Source organism: Parabacteroides sp. AF17-28 (assembly GCF_003479205.1).
Classification (GTDB): Bacteria; Bacteroidota; Bacteroidia; order Bacteroidales; family Tannerellaceae; genus Parabacteroides; species Parabacteroides acidifaciens.
In genome coordinates, this window is sequence record NZ_QUGV01000018.1 from 1 (window position 1) to 16,233 (window position 16,233).

General features: G+C 38.7%; 13 protein-coding genes and 1 tRNA gene. 3 read left to right on the forward strand and 11 right to left on the reverse strand.

Going from position 1 to position 16,233, the window contains the following annotated elements:
* Positions 1–220: 220 nt before the first annotated feature.
* Both DWW90_RS13385 and DWW90_RS13390 read left to right on the forward strand, forming a co-directional pair.
* The gene (locus tag DWW90_RS13385; RefSeq protein ID WP_115501430.1) at positions 221–655 is read left to right on the forward strand and encodes an HU family DNA-binding protein; all 435 of its coding nucleotides are present in this window, start codon (positions 221–223) and stop codon (positions 653–655) included.
* Positions 656–724: 69 nt separating this feature from the next.
* Entirely contained in the window at positions 725–1,174 is a 450-nt protein-coding gene (locus DWW90_RS13390) for a glucosaminidase domain-containing protein (protein WP_122345325.1), read from the forward strand.
* Positions 1,175–1,427: 253 nt separating this feature from the next.
* On the opposite strand, the gene DWW90_RS13395 is transcribed toward DWW90_RS13390, so the two are convergent.
* Entirely contained in the window at positions 1,428–2,507 is a 1,080-nt protein-coding gene (locus DWW90_RS13395) for a mannose-1-phosphate guanylyltransferase (RefSeq protein WP_122345326.1), read from the reverse strand.
* Between the two features lie 165 nt (positions 2,508–2,672).
* On the opposite strand from DWW90_RS13395, the gene DWW90_RS13400 reads away from it, so the two are divergent.
* A tRNA-Leu gene (locus tag DWW90_RS13400) sits at positions 2,673–2,756 on the forward strand.
* A gap of 88 nt (positions 2,757–2,844) precedes the next feature.
* Here DWW90_RS13400 and DWW90_RS13405 read toward each other — a convergent pair.
* The 10 genes from DWW90_RS13405 to DWW90_RS13450 all read right to left on the reverse strand — a co-directional run bounded on the left by DWW90_RS13405 (position 2,845) and on the right by DWW90_RS13450 (position 16,070).
* Positions 2,845–5,055, reverse strand: coding sequence for an AAA family ATPase (locus DWW90_RS13405; protein ID WP_122345327.1), 2,211 nt, complete (start codon positions 5,053–5,055; stop codon positions 2,845–2,847).
* A gap of 29 nt (positions 5,056–5,084) precedes the next feature.
* Positions 5,085–7,997 (reverse strand): N-6 DNA methylase, encoded by a 2,913-nt coding sequence (locus DWW90_RS13410; protein ID WP_122345328.1) that lies wholly within the window; start codon positions 7,995–7,997, stop codon positions 5,085–5,087.
* Positions 7,998–8,002: 5 nt separating this feature from the next.
* Complete coding sequence (locus tag DWW90_RS13415; RefSeq protein ID WP_122345329.1) at positions 8,003–8,893, reverse strand: site-specific DNA-methyltransferase; 891 nt, start codon at positions 8,891–8,893, stop codon at positions 8,003–8,005.
* On the reverse strand, positions 8,883–9,173 hold the full coding sequence (locus DWW90_RS13420; RefSeq protein ID WP_122345330.1) for a helix-turn-helix domain-containing protein: 291 nt from the start codon (positions 9,171–9,173) through the stop codon (positions 8,883–8,885). The genes DWW90_RS13415 and DWW90_RS13420 overlap by 11 nt, the downstream gene beginning before the upstream one ends.
* Before the next feature lie 233 nt (positions 9,174–9,406).
* Positions 9,407–10,723 (reverse strand): MobV family relaxase, encoded by a 1,317-nt coding sequence (mobV, locus tag DWW90_RS13425; RefSeq protein ID WP_122345331.1) that lies wholly within the window; start codon positions 10,721–10,723, stop codon positions 9,407–9,409.
* Positions 10,724–10,947: 224 nt separating this feature from the next.
* The gene (locus tag DWW90_RS13430; RefSeq protein WP_122345332.1) at positions 10,948–11,853 is read right to left on the reverse strand and encodes a toprim domain-containing protein; all 906 of its coding nucleotides are present in this window, start codon (positions 11,851–11,853) and stop codon (positions 10,948–10,950) included.
* 265 nt (positions 11,854–12,118) lie between these two features.
* Positions 12,119–13,309, reverse strand: coding sequence for a primase-helicase family protein (locus DWW90_RS13435; protein ID WP_122345333.1), 1,191 nt, complete (start codon positions 13,307–13,309; stop codon positions 12,119–12,121).
* A gap of 4 nt (positions 13,310–13,313) precedes the next feature.
* Complete coding sequence (locus DWW90_RS13440) at positions 13,314–13,628, reverse strand: AlpA family transcriptional regulator (protein WP_118866624.1); 315 nt, start codon at positions 13,626–13,628, stop codon at positions 13,314–13,316.
* Between the two features lie 172 nt (positions 13,629–13,800).
* Entirely contained in the window at positions 13,801–14,724 is a 924-nt protein-coding gene (locus DWW90_RS13445) for a DUF6043 family protein (protein ID WP_122345334.1), read from the reverse strand.
* A gap of 8 nt (positions 14,725–14,732) precedes the next feature.
* On the reverse strand, positions 14,733–16,070 hold the full coding sequence (locus DWW90_RS13450; RefSeq protein WP_122345335.1) for a site-specific integrase: 1,338 nt from the start codon (positions 16,068–16,070) through the stop codon (positions 14,733–14,735).
* Positions 16,071–16,233: the final 163 nt, after the last annotated feature.

Genomic DNA, 16,233 nt, shown 5'->3' on the forward strand with positions numbered 1-16,233 from the left:
ATGCGGAAGGTTGTTGTTGTCATTTTCTTGTGTTTTTAATTAATCAAATATACAGAATAAATCTCACATTATCAAATGTTTCCGGTGGTAATCGGTAATAAAAGGCGGGGATGTCACGCCCTGTCGCCCGTGTCTTCAAAGAGGGGTGGGCTGCGCTGTATCTTTACAGTGTAATTAATTACAAGACAGTCCTTATTAATCATTTAAAAAAGTAACGTTTATGGGAATAAAGTATCATTTGGTTTTGCGGAAGAACATAAGTAAGAAAGTGGAAGAGGGGAAGGAGTTTCTCTATTATGCACAGACACGCGCCACGCGTACCTGCACCTTTGACGAACTCTGCGATTTGATAGCGGAGAGCTCGACGGCTTCGAGTGGCGATGTCAAACTGGTGGTAGACCGGATGACAAAATTCATGGCAAAATCGTTGGAACGTGGCGAAGTGGTGCAGCTTGGCGAGTTGGGTAATTTCCAGTATATATTGGGCAGTTCCGGAAGCACGTCGGAGGATGTGTTTCAAGCGTCGCAGCTTCGCCGGCCCCGTCTCTGTTTCCGTCCGGGCACTTTGTTACGCAACCTGACACTGACGGTAAAAGGTGAACACATACTGCTGGAACCGGGGAAACCGCCTGTTGAGAGACCGGGAATCCTTTGAGAGTTGAGAGTTGAAAGGGGAAAGTTGAAAGTTTAAGATTAAGATTAAGAAATTAAGAATTAAAAGATTATGGAGAAGGGGGTGTTTGTGAAAGGGTATGGCGGGGCGGCGCGTATGGCGGGTGAGCTGTATGGGATGAATCCGGTGGTGATATTGGCGCAGGCGGCAATCGAATCGGGTTGGGGAGAGAGCACGTTAGCGGTGAAGTATCATAATTTCTTCGGGATTATGGGCTATGGGGTGACAAATGCGTACTGGCATGGCGGGAAGACGGACTTGGGGAACGGGGGCTTGTTGTTTCGCCGCTACGACACGCCGGAGCATAGTTTTCTGGATTTTGCCCGCCTCGTCTTTACCGCTTATCCGCAGGCGGCGGCAGTCAGTGCTTACCCGGCGGCCTATGCGCAGGAGATCGCCTACAGCCGCTACATCAGCGAGGTGAACGGCGACAACCGGGCGGCATACCGGAAGATGTTGGTGTCGATCGCACGCCAGATTCAATTATTAATCAGTAATTAAAAAAAGAAAGCGTATGAGTAAAGTAAGGTCGATTTTGGAGTTTGTGAGGTCACTGATCGAGTTCCTGTTGGGGTTGGGAAAGAAGAACGGTTAGTTTAAACGTGGCTGTATCAAAATATCCTTGTCCCCGCGCTTGACGCGGGGCCGCAAGAGAACAGGTCTTGTCAATCAGTTGTTATACTGCCAGTTCTAATGCGATCCCGCGTCAAGCGCGGGAACGAGGGGTTTTTGATACAGCCTTTTTGTTTATTATTTAATTGAATTCTTTGCCGAACTTCATCTGGACATCGGCTACATATTGTTTGATCCGCTGTTCGTCTTCTTTCTTGCAGATCAGAAGGACATTTCCGGATTCGGCTACGATGCAATCATTAAGCCCTTGTATGACGGCGAGGCGTTTGGGATTGTCGAGTGCAATGATATTGCCGGTGCTTTCGTACAACATCGCTTCGCTTTTGAGCAGCGCATTGTTTTGTTCGTCCCTCTGGGCGAGGTCGAACAGCGATCCCCATGTCCCTAAGTCGGCCCAACCGAAGTCGACGCACAACATATAGACATTATCCGCTTTCTCCATGATGCCGTAGTCGATGGAGATATTCAGGCAGTAGGGGAAGTTTTCGGTAATAAATCCCCGTTCTTCTTCCGTATTGAATTTCTCTTTTCCCAGGTCGAAACGGAGGGAAATATCGGGGAGGAATTTTGCAAATGCCTCCAGTATCGAGTTGACGTTCCAAACAAAGAGGCCGGAGTTCCAGAAAAACTCGCCGCTTTCCATGAATACTTTAGCTAACTCGATATTCGGTTTTTCGGTGAATGTCTTTACTTTGGTGAACTCTCCTAACATGACGTCGCTGCTCTGGATGTATCCGTAACCTGTCTCGGGGCGGCTCGGGCGGATACCTAAGGTCACTAAGGCGTTGTTGTCTTTTACGAAGTCGAGGCTCTTTTGCACGTCTTTCAGGAAGACATCTTCCTTCAGTATCAAATGGTCGGAGGGAGCAACGACAATATTCGCGTTCGGGTTGCAAGCCCTGATATGATAGGCTGCATAAGCGACGCATGGAGCTGTGTTCCGGCGTGCGGGCTCCAATAGGATCTGCCTTTCTTCCAGTTCGGGCAGTTGTTCTTTTACAAGTGATGCGTATTGTTCATTCGTTACGATATAAATATTTTCGACCGGAATAATTTTAGAGAAACGATCGAATGTCATCTGTAGCAGCGACCGGCCTGTGCCGAAAAAGTCGAGAAATTGTTTCGGGTAACTTTCTCTGCTGAAAGGCCAGAAGCGGCTACCAATCCCGCCGCCCATGATAACGCAATAATTATCTTTCATGATGATTCAGGTTGTTTTTTAGTTTTACTCTTACAAAGTTAACGAAATATTCCGGTATTTAGTCTGCCTTCAACTACTAAGAAGATATAAAATGAAAAAAAAGCGACAAACCCTTGCAGGTTTAAAAATAATGCCTACCTTTGCAACGCATTAGAAAAAACAAATGCCCAGATGGCGGAATTGGTAGACGCGCTGGTCTCAAACACCAGTGGATTCACTTCCATGCCGGTTCGATCCCGGCTCTGGGTACGAAGTAAAAAGCTAAGTGATTTATTGCCAAACACTTAGCTTTTTCATATTTTATGAATGTTCCCAAATTGTTCCCAATCGGCATTTGTTAACCAGCTTCTTCGATACCCATCATCATGTTATAATGCTGTACATGCCCAGTAACTTCAAAAACTTGTTTAAACACTTCTAGATATCTTTCAGCTTGCTCTTGGTCTGGAATTACACTATAATCATCGGGAACACAATGAGAGCCATCATTTACCCAGCATAACAGAGAGCGACATATTTCTTTTTCTTGCAAACTGGGAAATTTTTGCAGAATGTAATCATCATCATATTTCCCCAATACCTTAAAATAAGTTTCATAAACTCTTCGCATTGTATTTTGCAATGTTATAATTGAAATCTTGTCCTTATTCCTTAGCTCATTCCACAAAAGCTCATAAGACCCTTGAATTGGGTTTTCCTGCTCGAAGCATTGAATAGTTGTTCTATTATTATTCTTCCTTAAAATCCAAAACCATGTATCTTTATTCTTACCTGTCCTTCCATCAATAAATGAAACCTCTTTATGAAAATATACATTATGGGTTAATAATATCAACTGAAGGATATTACTTTCTCCTCTTTTTATCTTCTTGATTTCTTCCTTTATCAAGGAACTTACAACAAACAATATTGTACTATCTAGACTGGAAATAGGATCATCTATTACTATTATTCTATCGCTATTAGCTGTCTCTGGCGTTTTTCCTCCCTTAACTAACTGCATAAAATATAGAAATGTAATAAAAGTAATTTCTCCTTCACTTAATGTACTGTTAGCAATTTCACCATTTTCTCGTTTTATTTGATAATAATGTTCTTCAACAGGAACTATCGAAAAACTTGTGTATCCATATGCTGATAATGTCTTGTTAATTTCATCAACGGATGCTTGAACGCTTGTAACATTCTTATTACCTTCTTTGATTTCGTCGTTTAGTACAGAATATTGATAGCGCAAGTTATTTAACCCCTTATCAAGATTGGATATACCAGTCTCGCATCCAGACTTTATTCTCATAAAAGAATCGATTAAATCTTTTTCTTCCTTTATTATATAATTCCAGACATCATCTATTAGCAACTGTTTCTCCTTTGAAAAGTTACTTACAATATCATTATGTGATTTTATTTTATCATTAGCTTGTGTTATTGCCTCATTAAACCATGAAATTAAGTTCTTAGAACTCTGCAAAGTCAAACTACGGCTTGGCTCCTTTAATTTGTTTTCAATAATTTCTTTATTACGTGAAAATACCTGAATTAATGAAGTCCTGTTAGCATCGAAGAGATCTAAATCAAGCATAGTTGGTGATAGTCTTTCTCTTTCAAGAATATTAGCTAATTGATTAGAAATACTTTCTTTTAGTCCCAAATATAAGTTAGAAATTTCCTTTAACGTCCTTGAATCCTGTGTAAAAGTTTCGTCAAAGTATGCTTCAATATCTTCACGAAAACGCTGATCAATCGTCTTCTTCTGACAGAAAGGACAAACTTCAGAATCTTTTTCTAAAAGTAATCTACCATTATTTACCCAGTCGCTAATTCCTAAGCGCTCAATAAGAGGAGCGATAGCAACATCAGCTTTACCTACGATTTTCTTTTCCCAAATCACATTCTCTTCTAATTCTTGTATGTTTCCTACCTCCATTAATAGCGGTATGGGTTGTATAAGAGAGGGCATTTCGCCAAATAATGTTGCCGCACGAGAAACCAAATCATCATATTTGATTCCAGCACCACTCCCTGCTTTTTCGGCAGAAGCTATAACTTTTTGAGCAAAGTTTACTTTACTATTTAAGAAGCCTACGAAGGCTTCCTTAAATAAAGAATTATATTTGTTTTTTATACGCGTCCAACAACTTTCATAAAATTGTTTTTTTACTTCCTCCAGTTCTTGTTTCTTTTTTTCTAGCACATTTCTTTTTTGTATCCCTTGCTGGTTAAGCTCGTGCAGCTTTTTCTTCTTTTGTTCTAATTCTTCTATTTGTTCTTTAGTTGCTTCACCCAAAGTAAAAACTCCAGGGATATTATTCGTTCCAAAATTCTTTTCACGAAAGGCTTTATTATATACAAGAACATCATCCTTATTATCTGATATCCAAACAACAGAGCTATCTACATATTGATCTGGAGAAGCAATAATGTTAGATATGGTAGTTTTGCCACAACCATTTGCTCCGTAAATAAAATTAATCTTTTTGAGATTATCAATTTCCACACCTTCTGTATCAAAGGTTGCTGTATTTTTAATAACAATCTTTTGTATCATCCCATATGTCCATTATTCAACAATACATCCTATCTTCCAGACATAGAAACTCTATCTCTAACGGAAGTGATTAGAATATTATAAAGAATATCAAGTAAATTTTCGTCCAATCCAAAACACTTCATAATAGTAGTATCAAAATTACGTCTGTCAGTACGAGTTACTTCATCAATTACAGAATTAATGGCTCGGTTTTTTAATGGCTGAAATGCTGTGATTATTGCATCTGCATCTTTTTTACTCAATAAGTTAGGATTTAGAATATTAAGCTGCTTAAGGAAGTCAGCATTCAAATCTAAAGCACCTAAATTTCGTGAAGTGCCCCGCATTTCGAGAATTAAGAATGTAATGACAGAATTGAGCAAAGCCGCTATCAGTTCTACATTATAACCTTCTTGTACCTGCATTGCTATCAAACGCTGATCAATTACAAATGGCTCTTTAGAATACGTAAAGAAAAAGCGTTCGTATGGATTAACAGCAGTAATGATATGCGCCTTCTTTGGATTCAAAGAGTACCAATATGGACGATGCCCTGCGCATGCTTCAGGTATCGTCTGAGTTCCATTTTTATTTAGTGCTTTCACAAACTTATTAATCCACGATTTAGTCCCTTTATCCGTTGAATTTATTTTGTCTTGACAGACAAATGCTCTAAAGTTGTAATCTCCATCAAACTCTATTTGTTGTAGCTCCGATGAAGATTTCACATACGGAACTAAATACTTTTCGTTAATGTGTGAAGCCTTTACATTTTCTCCTTTGATAACAAACATTGGATTCCAACCTGTTCGCTCTCCTCTAAACACTTTTACGATGGCTGGATAATATTGGGTTAAACAACTTTCAAAGCTACCAAATAGATTGGTGGAAAGAAAAAACTGTCCCCAATTAGTCTTGCTTTCAAGACTATCTAACAAACATTCCTTAGATGCCAAGCAAACAGATAAACTTCCATCTTTACGTTTATATAGATCATCAAAGAAATTGTCCTTCTCCCACAAATCATTACGTGGGTCATTACAATTATCTATATCACTATAAAAATCTTCAATTTGCTGTATTTGTTCGTTTTTAGATTCTCCCACAAACAATTCGCTCAACTTACGATTGAGCGTGATAAACCTTGTTGGCTCACTGCTTTGTGTCTTGTCCAATACAAAATATATAGTGGACACCAGAGAATCCTTAAACCAGTGTTCTGCATTGCTCTTTACAACATACCGTATATGGAAGTTATCTAATAAGAACTTCTTGAATTGGAATCCATATTCTTTTCCTAACCACGCATTCGATGTTATTGCAGACAAACAACCATCAGGTTTAAGGAATCTATCTGCATTATAAACACAATATGTAAAATAATCAGAACGCTCATTGATTTTGAAAGTATTATCTTTCAAAAATGCCTGTTGCTCACTCTCAAATTGCTCTCTAAAGAAAGCCGACAGCTTTTCATTGGGAATATCCTCCTGCTGTATGAATGGGAAATTGCTTGCTATACCATCAAAAGTTGGTAGAGGTACATCAATATGCTTATTATGGTCATGCGAATCAGGAAAAACTACCTTTTCTCCAACTTCCAAATTAAAGAAATCATTACGCATAACACGAGGGAAGTTGTCTGTAGCCACTACATCTTGCTTATATAAGTTGATAACAGATAAAATTGCAGGGAAATGAGATACATCATTACCCCATATCTGCTTTAGTAGTTCCCCATGCTCCTTTGTACCTAAAGCTCGTAAAATCTCATAAAAAGAATTTAGAAAAGTACCAGTCCCACAAGTAGGGTCGAACAATACGTCCTTATTAGTCTTAACAACAGGGAAAGCCACAAGGTTTGCCAATACCTCATTAGTAAAATATTGACCAAATTTCTGCTTTTCATCATCAGGCACAAGGTTTTCCAATATATGTCCAATAACTTCTGTTGGTAACACCTTGAAATCAAAAGCGGTCAGCACCTCCAATAGAGCATAAATCGCTTTATCGGTCAAATCAGAATATTCTATACTATCTGTAAAATACGGTCTAAAGATAGCTTGATAATCTATCTTCTTTGCTTTGTCAAAATAGCTATTCAATAAATCTTTAGCAGACTCACTTTCATCAAAAGTAATTGGTTCCAACTCTCCACTTAAATTCTCACAAAGAGTCAAATAGAAAATGGTTTTGCCTATCAAGTTGTAGAACGTAAACTTTGCCAACACCTGCTCTGGTATGACATGTTCTCTCTTTCTTGATGAGGATTCTAAAATCTTCAAAGTGGAACTTTCATAAATTTTCCATTTATTAAACTCATCTCTAAACGCACGATTATTACCCTTCTCCTGAATTATCGCCTTTTGAAATTGTGGAATAATAATAGTAGATGCTTCTCGTACTGCAGAAATTATATTTTTAGAAATATCAAGCGCTGGTTTCAAAGCTCCATTGCGGTACAAAGAATCTAAATCATGCAAAATTTCCTCTGTACGTGCTTTCAATAATGGCTCATGCTGTGCAAACTTTATAGGATCGGCTAAGTCTTCACGACTATTGATTGTTGAAACTTTTGGATAAACCTTTAATTTTGACAGGTTGTCAAGTGTATATTCTTCATCGTTGATATGCCAAATTATAGCTTCTGCACCATTCCATGTAACAAAGGAATCAGAATGTAATTTCTGTGCCTTTTCAAGTGCATTCTCCAACATAACAGCATCATCAACAGCAGTATCTGGAAATTTCAATTCCCATCCATTGAATATTACACCAGAAGTCTTATCAACGAAAAGAAGAACATCAGGAAATTTAGTTCTTCCTGATTTCATCTTTACGCCAGTATCATTGGTCGCATCTTGAAAAACTGTAGTTTTTCTATCTATGGCAGACTTTATCCAGCTAATCAACTGCCCTGCCCAATCTCGCTCATTCCTCTTTATATCAAGTTTTGCCATGACTGCTATTTAACTGTTGATGCATATACTTTGTTATCAAATAAACCTTGTATAACAGGCTGTTTTTTTTCATCGTGCTGCCTTGCCGTAATCTCTGCAAGACGATCAGCACATACTTGAATGTAGTCTATTGCTTTGACTTTATGAAGCATTACGTTCTGATTTTTTTCGATTCCGATATACTTTCTATGCTCCATTGCTGCCGCAACTAAGAAGCTGCCACTACCACAAGCATTATCAAGAATAATATCCCCAGGATTAGAGAAAGTTCTTATTAAGTATCGTCCTAACTCAATAGGCTTTTGAGTAGGATGATATACTGGTCCTTCTGACTCTGCCGTTTTAACATACAAAAAGTCTTCTATTGGCAATTCATTATAGTCCATGAACAGAACGTCATTTGGATAACGCATACCATTACTTTGAACATGCCGTGGCTTAAAATCTCCATAACTTCCTGTATATTGATTTTTGCGAATACCCTTATCATAACTCTCTCCCTTTGTCATTTGAGGATTATATGTGGGTTGTTGTTTATAAAACACACAAATATCTTCATGTTTTCGCAAAGGCTGTTTCTTGGCATTTAAGAAATTCGTTGATTTTGATTTTATCCAAACTATTTTATATTTGAACCAATCCTCGTTGCTTAAAATCAGTTTTGCAGTAAAAAGACCTTGTGCTGTCAGGACAATAGCACCATTATCTTTTATTATACGCATATACTGTTGCCAAAGCTTATTTAAGTCAATGACAGAATCCCACTTATTTTGTGTTGTCCCATAAGGTAAATCGCACAAAATCATATCAATAGATTTGTCTGGAATATTTGGCATGACTTTCAGACAGTCATCTTCAATAACTTTATTAACAAAATCTTGAATATTATTTTCCATATTCGCGTATATTTTCTGCAACCATATTAATTACTCCATCAGCACAATCTTCTTCTGCTAAAACGTCATAGACTTTATCTGCGAGCCATAATTGCAAAAGTTCCTTTTCGTTTGCGCCAAGTAACTTTGCCAATAAAATGACTTGTTCTCTTTTGGCTTTTCTTTCCCCCCTTTCAATACGGCTATACATAGGGGTGTCTATCTCCAATGCAGAAGCCAACTGCCTTTGAAGCAATCGTTTCCCTTCCCTTAACTCTTTTAATTTATCAGCAAACAACATATTTGTCAACAATTGATTTGTCTTTATTTGGCAAATATAATACTTCTATTTGAAATAAACAAATTATTCTCACTTTTTTACTCATCATTATACTGTAATATAAAGAATGCCCCAAGATTCAATTTAACTGCAATAAACATAAATAGCCACTCTCTATGAGTGTAAAAGAGTAACATCCAACTTCAAAAAATAGAATTAGATATTACTCCTTTAATATGCGAAAATCATAAAATTTACATTCTTCTCCCCCTTGAAGTCCTCTGTAACCTTTCGATAGCTTCCCTTTGCTTCCTGTCAAGATACCATTGGTTACGCCTATTCTTTATCATATCATCAACAGATACGCCATTGATAAACAAATCACGATAGCCTTGCTTCACAGTCTTGGAAGAGAATACTGCATTATCGAGCTCAAACGGAACTTTCTCACCCATAGGTCTGAACTTTCCAGAACATAAAACACTTTTTCCACCCAATAACTGTTTGACAACCTCATCACTGATCCGATAGGAACATGAACACCTATTGGCAAAAGCCACATTGATGCAGATTCCAGGATACCATTTCTCTATATCTCGCCTAAATTGTTCCAATTCCTTTTCTGCTGATTCCACATTGCCTCTCTCCGTTTCAATCACAGCTTCACGTTCACGGATGGTATTCTTAAGCGTAGTGATTACCCTGTCTTTTTCGAAGAGCTGTTTGTTAAGGTCTGCTATAACCTGTTGGTCTTTGCTTGTGAAAAGAGAACCAATGGCACGAGCCACATTAGAACTCGCATTGCTAATGTCCTTTTTCAGGGTGGTCTGCTTCAGTTCTGATTTTGCCTTTGACAAATCTTCTGCTACTTTCTCCTTTTGCTCTGCCAAAAGAGAAATATCCTCTTTAAGATTTTCAGCCTTTCGGTATTGCTCGGTGTAATACTCACGAGTAGAGATGTGTCTTGCTTCCGAACCATCAATGCCACGCTCCAAACCAAAAGGCTGCATGGCATTGGCATACGATGTCTGGTAATTCTTCAACTTGGCTTGTGTCATCAAATCATCTGCACACAGTCGTGCGCCCTCTGCTTTCTTGCGATAATGCTTCTTCACGTTTTCCTCCGACTTCTTCTTTCTTCGAGTAGCCGTTACAATGGGAACGATGGTAGCATGGATATGCGGAGTTTTTTCATCTAAGTGCAAAACGGCTGAAACAAGATTTTCCTTGCCAAAGGTTTCCTGCATCCATTCTACCGATTGCTCACACCAATTATCAAGTCTGCCTTCCTGCTCAATTCTCTCCATTGCTTCAGGACTTGCAGAGAGCATCACACGGATGGCATGAACTTGATTCTTTCCCACCTTCCGTTTGAGGTTGGCATTCTTGATTCTGTGCTCGATGGCTGCCGACCTTGATTTCACACTTTCGGGAAAAGCAATCAACTCTCGGTCGAGGTGTATGCGACTTTCATCCACGTTAGCAGCAATGAAAGTCCGTTCGATATGGGCAGACATCTTGGCATCTGCCCCCTTTGCTTTCTCCAGATGGAGAACTACAAAATTTGCCATATCATAAAAATTTTTTAGTTCGTTGTAGAGGTACTTACATCATCAACTTTACAAGATGATGTAAGCACCGATTATTAAAACTGGAAGTCCAGAGGGGTGTAACGCCCTTGGCTCATTGGGAATTTTTAGCATTACTTGTAATGCGGCTCGAAAAATTCCCTAATGAGCTATGGCATTTTATTGCCATAAAAACTCCGTAGGCAAGAGGGAAAAAGACTATGGTTTTATAACCCTCTTCGTAAATTCCTAACAGGCTTCTGCGGGAGCGTGTTCTGACGGCAAAGGAACTCGTTGAGATCCTTGCAGCCAGCATAAAGCCTTGACGAGTCGGTGACATGAATTTTAAGATCGGTAAGCAACGCTTGGTATACTTTCCGTCCTGCTTCGTCATTATCCAAAAAGCATTGAACATGCTCATAGTGTGATAATGGCTCTAATGCCTTGTGAACATTCGATACGGAATTGAGTACCAAATAATCTTGCCGTTTCAGTCCGTCATTCTCTTTTCTTCGGAGCGTCATAAATGACAGAAAGTCCATGAAGCCCTCAAAAACAAAACATACTTTCTTCGGCTCCTCTGCATAGAAATGGCTGATGTCTTTTGGGGCAATGCAGCCTTTGAAGAACGGATTGCGTATTTCGTAGCCACCTGCGATATTGGGGAAACCAATACCAAAGTAATGTTTGCCCCTTGTATCAAAGTGCAGCTCCTTACATATGGTTCTTGCCGTTTCAACATCAATACACCTTTCTCCAAGATATTTGATTAGGGCTGGATGAATGAGAGGAAGCACTTGAAGATGCTCAAAGGAGTTCTGCGGTGTGATTGGCTTGGCTGTGGGCAGACTGACTGATACACTGCTTGGTGCATTACGCTCAATCTGACGAATGAGATAAGATACATCAGAGGAATTGTAGAGCAACTCTGCAAGGGTGATGATATTGCCACCCCTGCCAATACCGAAATCGTACCATTGATTGATTTCTGTATTTACTTTAAACGATGCGTGCTTCTCTTCTCTTAGTGGCGAGAGATACATGAGGTTTACGCCATATTGTTTTACAGGCTTACAGCCTATTGCAGCAAGAAAGTCATGCAACTTGATTTGCTTGATATCGTTGATATTCATAATTGTACGGTTTTGAAGAGTTGATAATTTTGATGAATTGATGAATGAGGATTTATCTGTGTGTTTATCAGATAGTTAACCTCTCATCATGTTTTCACCAAATTACTCGTCAAATAGATAATGCTGGCGAAAAGAAAAAATATCCTTTTCTTTTTTCATCAGCAAAATATCCATGATGAGCAAATGATGAAAGTATAAGTTGCTTGTATTATGTGCTTTATACTGATTATTCATCATTTCATCAAAATAATAGATATAAACTTGTTTAGAAATTCAATAGTCGTTCTTTGGTGATTGTATAAAATCTGCCAGTCCTTCGTATGGGCGAATAATACAAGGGAGTGTTGTAACTTAACTGATATGTTGTATAAGTCAGTGTATTGGACACAGGTGTGAGTTTCCAGATGTCCTGCACTATCCTCCTTATCTGTCCTTTGTCGTACTTGCATTGCGTGTTACTCAAAAGTGGCATCATGTCATTGATACAGAAAGAGACTTCCTCAACGTTATTCATTTCCATGATGTCAAGACACAGTTCTGACATTTCAAGTTCCAACTTGTTTCGGTTACTGCGGATGATGCGCTGCAAAGCTGGCGTAAAGGTCAGCTTGGGCGCAAACCACATACGGCTTTCCTTGTGGGTGGACAGCGTTCGGTGCTGCAGGAAATAGAGAAAGGCAGGAATTTCGGCTTTCAGCTTTTGCAGAAAGTCGGTGTCATCGCTTTTAAGACGTTCTATCTTTCTTACCCAATATCGGGTTTCTCCCATATCTATGATGACTGGGAGCAACTCGTTGTTGGAACACAGCACGAACTTGGCAAAGAAGGAGATTTCGTCTCGGTCTTTGCCTTTTGCTTCCACCTTATAGGAAAGCGTTGTGCTGAGATTCTTCAATCGTTCACTGTCTTCCTTGCGATTGAGCAATACCTCGTCCACCACAATAAGCAGTTTACCTGCCCAATCCGCATTGAACTGACTGCGGAAGTCTTCGTTGGTGTTGAAAGTTACGTTGTTCTGGAATACGGCTTTGAGGAAATTGAGGAACGTACTCTTACCTGTATTGCGTTCTTCTGACACCATCAGTAGGATGGGGAGTTTTTGCACTGGTTGGAGATAGAGTAACTGCAAGTAGTCCATACCTAACTCGTATTGTTCCCCGAAGATGTGTCTTACCAGGGAGTCAATATGCAGAAACTCTCCTTCTTTTGGCTGGTGTCCTATCGGCTCATAGAGATTCAGGAATTTATCAATCACAGGCTGATAATCCACATGATTAGGGACTGTGCAGAAACCATCGTACTTCGGGACTGTGGCAATGAAATCCTTGCCATAGTCCTGCCGTAGCGTCTCATTGTTCCACACGATACGCTTCTTGACAAAACCGCCATTGATGCGTGGTTGGTTTACAATCTTGTATAAGGTTGTGCCAACACGGATAAAATCTTCCTGTACCATGATATTAGATGTTTGAAGTGTGGTTTCCTAAAATCTTTTGCACGTCAGACATTTTATATCTGACTTTGTTACCAACCTTTATTGGCTTCAGGTAGTTCTTTTTACCCCAATGCCATAAGGTTGCATCACAGACACCACAAAGTTGTTTTACCTCTTCCTTTGAAAGAAAGCGTTCTTTACGTGCTTCTTCGACAATAGTAGTTAGCTCGTCTTTGGCACGGTTAATGAGGTCGTTCGAAAATGCCAACAAATCCTCACCAGAAACCTCTAATCGCACATGTGCGTTAGAGCCTTGAATGATAGACAAAATATCCGTCATAATTTTTAGACTCCACCTGCTTGTTTGACTTTCTGTTGTCGGTGGGTTAATAAACAAAAAGTCGCCACCTCATTTGAGATGACGACCGCAAAATTATATCGTGAAATGATTGCTTTTCAATGATTTACCAAACGCTTAATTCATATAAAGATTAAGCGAATTAAACGAACTTTTATTCTGATAAAAAGGCTTTGATTTCATCTATCGAAGTACGATCTTCTCCTCTGTCCATTAACCTTATTCCAGTCTTTCCTATGCTCTCGGAAAGTTCCTTGTAGGCATTCTGAACACCTCGAAGTCCTATTAGACGAACATTGAAATAGTCTGACAATGCTCTGTAGAACGGTGCAATATCACATTCTTCGAGTAAGCAATCCTCTTCCAAAGCAATTTTAAGATAAACAATGTCTTTCTCCTTTGGCTTGGTTAATATCCGAGTTCTTATTTTTGAAATCAACTCTTTCTTTTCTACAGGCTTTAGAAGCTCTTCTAAGGTTCTCTCATCTTTAGGTCTGCCACGCCTTTTACTACTTACGGCTGGTTTATCAATGATGGAGGCTCCCTCTTCTAAAGCAGATTCGATAAGTTCATCGGAGTCTATAGCTTTTTGGTATTGTTGAAACTCTTTCCAGTCTTCCTTTGTTCTTTCCCCCGATGATACACTTCTGCGAATAATGTATTTTATCATCAACGAAAGCATCCATTTGTGCAGTCGGTTGGTCTTGCTGTTTTGAATAAGGCTCTCACCATGTTCTACCATACATTCATAACTACGACCAAAATATAACCATGCAAGCATTGCTGGAACTATTGATTTCCTGTCAGTATTATGAAATTCATGTATCAAGCGTTCTGCAAGGTCTGAATTAGTTAGCATATTTTCCAAAGAGGAAAATTCCTTTAATGTATCGTTGAACATTCTTTTCTTGACCTCGTCTTTATATTTCGGTACAATCTTTACAACCAGCATAAAGACTTTTTGGAAACCTGCACTATCTTTACGGTTCATTTCCTCAACAAATGAGCCATATTCTTGCGGATGCGTATCAAGCCATTCTTTTATAAGTCGCTTAAAATCTTCAAAACTTTCTTTCATTGTTGGATTTAGTCTAAAAGTTTTACCAAGTCTTTCTTCATTTCTTCGTCAATATCTCTATAACGCCTAAATGCTTTACTTCCCTCCTTGTGTCCTGATAGCACAGAAACCAGATTGGGGTCTTTTACTTTTTTATAGATATTGCCAATGAATGTTCGTCTTGCCAAATGGCTACTTGCTACCTCATATATCGGTCGCTTCACCTCATCATGTGTCAAAGGATCTAAGATTGTTACAATCCTATCTACACCTGCTTCTTGAAAAATGCGTTTGATAGCCACATTATACTTTTGTTCTGATATAAATGGAAACAACTTTGCACCCCCATAGTCCTTATAGCGAGCTAATATTGTCTTTGCTTTGCTATTCAAGGGTACTCTAACAGTTACAGGATTACCCTCTCTGGTCTTTTTAGGGATATATTCTATAGCCTCATTGACTATGTTTCTTTTGGTCAGCCGATATAAATCGCTAACTCTACAACCTATCAAAGTTTGAAAAATAAAAATATCTCGTTGAATTGCAAGCTGTGGGTGTTCAGATAAGTCTGCATCAAATATTTGGTCACGCTCATCTAAGGTAATATAATAAGGTGTCCCATAGGTACATTCGTCTAATGGAAATTCATCAAATGGGCGATTGGTTGTGATTTTCTTATCGTAACACCATATAAAGAATGTCCTGATACGAGAAAACCTATCTATCAAAGTATTCTTGCCTCTTGGTAAAGGTATCCGTTTTTCAGGAAAAGCCTCATACAACTTAGGATATTTCTCATAGTAGATATGTTCATTTTCAAAGAAATCCCACATATCTCTCAAAGTATCAGCTGTTACATCATCAACATCAAGAATGAAGTCACGACGACCACGTTTGACGGTTCTGACATACATTTCATATCGAGCCAAAGAACGCTGAATAACTTTAAAGTTTTTCACACGTACTGCAGATAATTTGTGTTCAACAAGAAATTTAGCAAAGAGTTCCAAAAGTTTAGGCTTATTTTCCAACATCAACTCTTCCTCAGTCTTATATCGATTGGGGTGATGATATTTGTCGATAATCATTGCCAACCATTCATTATCAGCTTCTGCCGTATATTGCTCGGTAATCATTGACACAATATCTTGTACGCTTTGTGTCAAATGCAATTTATTCTCTTCAGAAACCAGCGCAACACGATCTTTGTAACCCTGCTTTTCACTACTCCAATGATTCGGATTGATAACAAGTTCACTTGCAGCCTTAATATCTTTCTTACCATCACGCAAGCGAAAATAGATTGTTGCCATACTATCTGTATCGTTCTTTTTTGCCGTCTTACGAATGAATGCTGTAACTTTCATAATTAATGCTTTTAGTTCTGCTGCAAAGATAATAAATTGTTCCCAAATTGTTCCCAATCATCCTAAATTTATTTTTATCTTTTTCAATCAGAATAAACATAATATTCTTTTATTACGTTGATTATAAGATAATTATGTTTAACTATTGAGTTTAATAGGATTA

What these genes read in the sequence shown, in the direction of transcription:
- DWW90_RS13430 (WP_122345332.1), bottom strand. Translation starts at nt 11,853, where the DNA reads ATGAATATCAACGATATCAAGCAAATCAAGTTGCATGACTTTCTTGCT.
- DWW90_RS13405 (WP_122345327.1), bottom strand. Translation starts at nt 5,055, where the DNA reads ATGATACAAAAGATTGTTATTAAAAATACAGCAACCTTTGATACAGAA.
- DWW90_RS13445 (WP_122345334.1), bottom strand. Translation starts at nt 14,724, where the DNA reads ATGAAAGAAAGTTTTGAAGATTTTAAGCGACTTATAAAAGAATGGCTT.
- DWW90_RS13385 (WP_115501430.1), top strand. Translation starts at nt 221, where the DNA reads ATGGGAATAAAGTATCATTTGGTTTTGCGGAAGAACATAAGTAAGAAA.
- mobV (WP_122345331.1), bottom strand. Translation starts at nt 10,723, where the DNA reads ATGGCAAATTTTGTAGTTCTCCATCTGGAGAAAGCAAAGGGGGCAGAT.
- DWW90_RS13420 (WP_122345330.1), bottom strand. Translation starts at nt 9,173, where the DNA reads ATGTTGTTTGCTGATAAATTAAAAGAGTTAAGGGAAGGGAAACGATTG.
- DWW90_RS13450 (WP_122345335.1), bottom strand. Translation starts at nt 16,070, where the DNA reads ATGAAAGTTACAGCATTCATTCGTAAGACGGCAAAAAAGAACGATACA.
- DWW90_RS13410 (WP_122345328.1), bottom strand. Translation starts at nt 7,997, where the DNA reads ATGGCAAAACTTGATATAAAGAGGAATGAGCGAGATTGGGCAGGGCAG.
- DWW90_RS13390 (WP_122345325.1), top strand. Translation starts at nt 725, where the DNA reads ATGGAGAAGGGGGTGTTTGTGAAAGGGTATGGCGGGGCGGCGCGTATG.
- DWW90_RS13435 (WP_122345333.1), bottom strand. Translation starts at nt 13,309, where the DNA reads ATGGTACAGGAAGATTTTATCCGTGTTGGCACAACCTTATACAAGATT.
- DWW90_RS13415 (WP_122345329.1), bottom strand. Translation starts at nt 8,893, where the DNA reads ATGGAAAATAATATTCAAGATTTTGTTAATAAAGTTATTGAAGATGAC.
- DWW90_RS13440 (WP_118866624.1), bottom strand. Translation starts at nt 13,628, where the DNA reads ATGACGGATATTTTGTCTATCATTCAAGGCTCTAACGCACATGTGCGA.
- DWW90_RS13395 (WP_122345326.1), bottom strand. Translation starts at nt 2,507, where the DNA reads ATGAAAGATAATTATTGCGTTATCATGGGCGGCGGGATTGGTAGCCGC.